The organism is Dietzia sp. CW19, assembly GCF_014145265.1.
In the GTDB taxonomy this organism is placed as follows: domain Bacteria; phylum Actinomycetota; class Actinomycetes; order Mycobacteriales; family Mycobacteriaceae; genus Dietzia; species Dietzia natronolimnaea.
Window position 1 is genome coordinate 7,972 of record NZ_JAALEE010000471.1, and the last position, 3,168, is coordinate 11,139.

General features: G+C 71.5%; 4 protein-coding genes. 1 reads left to right on the plus strand and 3 read right to left on the minus strand.

The window, feature by feature from the left end; all coding sequences use genetic code 11:
* The 3 genes from G6021_RS17425 to G6021_RS13630 all read right to left on the minus strand — a co-directional run.
* The coding region (locus tag G6021_RS17425) for a histidinol-phosphate transaminase (RefSeq protein ID WP_347238391.1) at positions 1–750 on the minus strand (750 nt) is incomplete at its 3' end.
* Positions 747–2,087: a histidinol dehydrogenase gene (hisD, locus tag G6021_RS13625; protein ID WP_179525134.1), complete on the minus strand. Its 1,341-nt coding sequence runs from the start codon at positions 2,085–2,087 to the stop codon at positions 747–749. The genes G6021_RS17425 and hisD, both read right to left, overlap by 4 nt.
* 140 nt (positions 2,088–2,227) lie before the next feature.
* Positions 2,228–2,686, minus strand: coding sequence for an ArsI/CadI family heavy metal resistance metalloenzyme (locus G6021_RS13630; RefSeq protein ID WP_182611138.1), 459 nt, complete (start codon positions 2,684–2,686; stop codon positions 2,228–2,230).
* A 101-nt stretch (positions 2,687–2,787) separates the two neighbouring features.
* Between G6021_RS13630 and G6021_RS13635 the strand changes: the two genes are divergently transcribed.
* Positions 2,788–3,147, plus strand: coding sequence for an Rv2640c family ArsR-like transcriptional regulator (locus G6021_RS13635; RefSeq protein WP_017836078.1), 360 nt, complete (start codon positions 2,788–2,790; stop codon positions 3,145–3,147).
* Positions 3,148–3,168: the final 21 nt, after the last annotated feature.

A 3,168-nucleotide genomic window follows, 5' to 3' on the forward strand; every position in this document is an offset into this window, starting at 1 on the left:
CGAGGGGTCGGCCGCGAAGTAGCCGAGCCGCCCGCCGGCGAACGCGAAGGCCTTGCTCATGGTCCGCGAGACGACCAGCTTCGCCGGGAACTCGGCCAGCAGCGTGCACGCGCTCGGCGACGGGGAGAACTCCGCGTACGCCTCGTCGACCACGACGATCCCCGGTGCCGCGTCGATCAGCCGCCGCAGGTCGTCCAGCTCGATCACGTGGCCCGTCGGATTGTTGGGCGTGGTGAGGAAGACGACGTCGGGGCGGTGCCCGGCGATCGCCGCCAGCGCGGCCTCGACGTCGATCGCCAGGTCCGCGCCCCGGTCGACCGGGATCCACTCGGTGTCCGTGCCCGCGGCGAGGATCGGGTGCATGGAGTAGCTGGGGACGAATCCCATCGCACTGCGACCGGGTCCGCCGAAGGCCTGCAGCAACTGCTGGAGGATCTCGTTGGAGCCGTTGGCCGCCCACACCATGTCCACGTCCAGCTCCACCCCGGTCTGCCGCGTGAGGTAGGCGGCGAGGTCGGTGCGCAGGTCGACGGCGTCCCGGTCCGGGTAGCGGTTGAGGTCGGCCGCCGCCGCGGAGACCGCGGCGGCGATGTCGGCGACCAGCGCCGCACTGGGCGGGTGCGGGTTCTCGTTGGTGTTGAGCTGCACCGGCACCTCGAGTTGCGGGGCTCCGTAGGCGCTCTTGCCGCGCAGGTTCTCGCGCAGTGGCAGCGCGTCCAGGCCGACTCCGGGCCGGGGGGTGTCGGTCACTGGTCCTCCTCCTCGGCGGTGAGGTCCTCGAAGCGGGCCCGGACGGCCTCGCCGTGGGCCGGGAGACCCTCGGCGTCGGCGAGCGCGACGACGGTCGGGGCGATCTCCTTGAGCGCCGCGCGGTCGTAGTCGATGACGTGGATACCGCGCAGGAAGGTCTGCACACTCAGCCCGGACGAGTGACGGGCGGTGCCCGACGTGGGCAGGACGTGGTTCGAGCCCGCCGCGTAGTCGCCGAGCGGGACCGGGGAGTAGGCGCCCACGAAGATCGCCCCGGCGTTGCGTACCCGGGCGGCATCGGCGGCGGAGTCGCGGGTCTGCACCTCCAGGTGCTCGGCCGCGTACGCGTCCACCACGCGCAGGCCGGCGTCGATGTCGTCCACCAGGACGATGCCCGACTGCGGGCCCTCGAGCGCGTCGCGCACGCGGCCCGAGTTGAGGGTGACGGTGTAGCGGGCCTCGACCTCCCGCGCGACGGCGTCGGCGAGCTGCTCGGAATCGGTGACCAGAACGCTCGCCGCATTGGGGTCGTGCTCGGCCTGGCTGATGAGGTCGTAGGCGATGTGGACCGGGTCGGCCGTGTGGTCGGCCAGGACGGCGATCTCCGTGGGACCGGCCTCCGAATCGATCCCCACGACGCTGCGGCACAGTCGCTTGGCGGCGGTGACGTAGACGTTGCCGGGGCCGGTGACCATGTCGACGGGCTCGAGCTCGCGTCCGTCGGTGTCCTCGCCGCCGTGGGCGAGAAGGGCCACGGCCTGGGCGCCTCCGACGGCCCAGACCTCGTCGACCCCGAGCAGAGCACACGCGCCGAGGATGGTGGGGTGGGGCCAGCCACCGGAGTCGGCCTGGGGCGGGGAGGCCACCACGAGTGAACCGACCCCAGCGACCTGTGCCGGCACGACGTTCATGATGACGCTCGACGGGTACACGGCCTTGCCGCCGGGAACGTAGAGGCCCACCCGCTCGACGGGAACCCACTTCTCGGTGACGAAGCCGCCGGCGGCGACCTCGGTCACGGTGTCCGAGCGCCGCTGTGCGGAGTGGACGATCCTCGCGCGGCGGATGGCCTCGACCAGGGCCGCGCGCACGTCAGGGTCGAGGGCCTCGCCGGCCTCGGTGATGACCTCGGCGGGGACCCGCACCGAGGTGGGCCGCACCCGGTCGAACTTCTCGCCGTAGTCGAGCGCGGCGGAGGCCCCGTGCTCCCGGATCGCCTCGACCACCGGGCGGACGGTGTCGACGACGGAGTCGACGTCGGCGGCGCCTCGCGGGAGTGTGCGACGCAGCTCGGCGGTACCGAGGGTGCGACCGCGCAGGTCGATGCGGGAGAGCATGGTGTGGCCTTTCCTTTGATCACGGGACGTCGAGCAACCGGCCGACGGCCGCGAACCAGTCTAGGTGCGCCCGGGCCCGGGCCTGTCCCATGCCACCCTCGCGGGTGTTGTGGACCCGGTCGGGCGCACCCTCCGGCCGCTCACGCGCAGCAGGCGCCACCCCCGGAGTCGGCGCCGGCCTCGTCGTCGTCGTTCCTGTTGCTGTCACCCGCTACCGGCGACGTCCCGAACGTCTCCGAGTCGGACAGGACCGTGTAGATCTCCCACCGCTCGCCTCCCGGGCCGGTGACCCACACCTTGTCCTGGGTGGCGAAGCAGCAGGTCGTGCCGATCTCCTCGTCGGTGAACAGGCCGGCGTCGGTCAGTCGCGCGATCTCGCCGTGGACCTGCTCGCTGGACTCGACCTCGACGCCCAGGTGGTTGAGCGAGCCTCCCTGGCCCGGGTTCTCGAGCAGGACCAGCTTGAGGGGCGGCTGCTCCACCACGAAGTTGGCGTAGCCGGGCTTGCGCTTGGCGGGCTCGACGCGCAGCAGCGTCGAGTAGAACCGGACGGCCTCGTCGACGTCGTCGACATTGAGGGCGAGTTGCACACGGGACATGGTCGGAACCTCCACCTCTGAGATGAATATCGAATTTGTTGCACCGCCCAGAGAACCAGCCTTTTCGATATTCGTCAAGAACCCGCGCTACACTCGCGGACATGCCCAAGGCCCTGCCCCTCCTCGACGTCAGCTCGCCGGTCTGCTGCGCGCCCGTATCGGCGGGGCCGATCGGCCACGAGGACGCCGTGGAGATCGCGCTGCGTCTCAAGGCCCTCGCCGACCCGGTCCGGATCCGGCTGCTGTCACTCCTGCTCACCAGTGACGACGGCGAGGTCCGCACAGGAGATCTGGCCGCCGCGACCGGCGTCGCGGAGTCGACCACCTCCCATCACCTGGGCCGGCTCCGCGAGGCCGGGATGATCGAGTCGGAGCGGCGCGGGATGAGCGTGTTCCACCGTGCCCGGGGGTCCGCGATCGACGCCCTGCGTGCCGCGCTCGACCCGAACTGCTGCACCTAGTGGGTATCTCCGTTAGTGCGT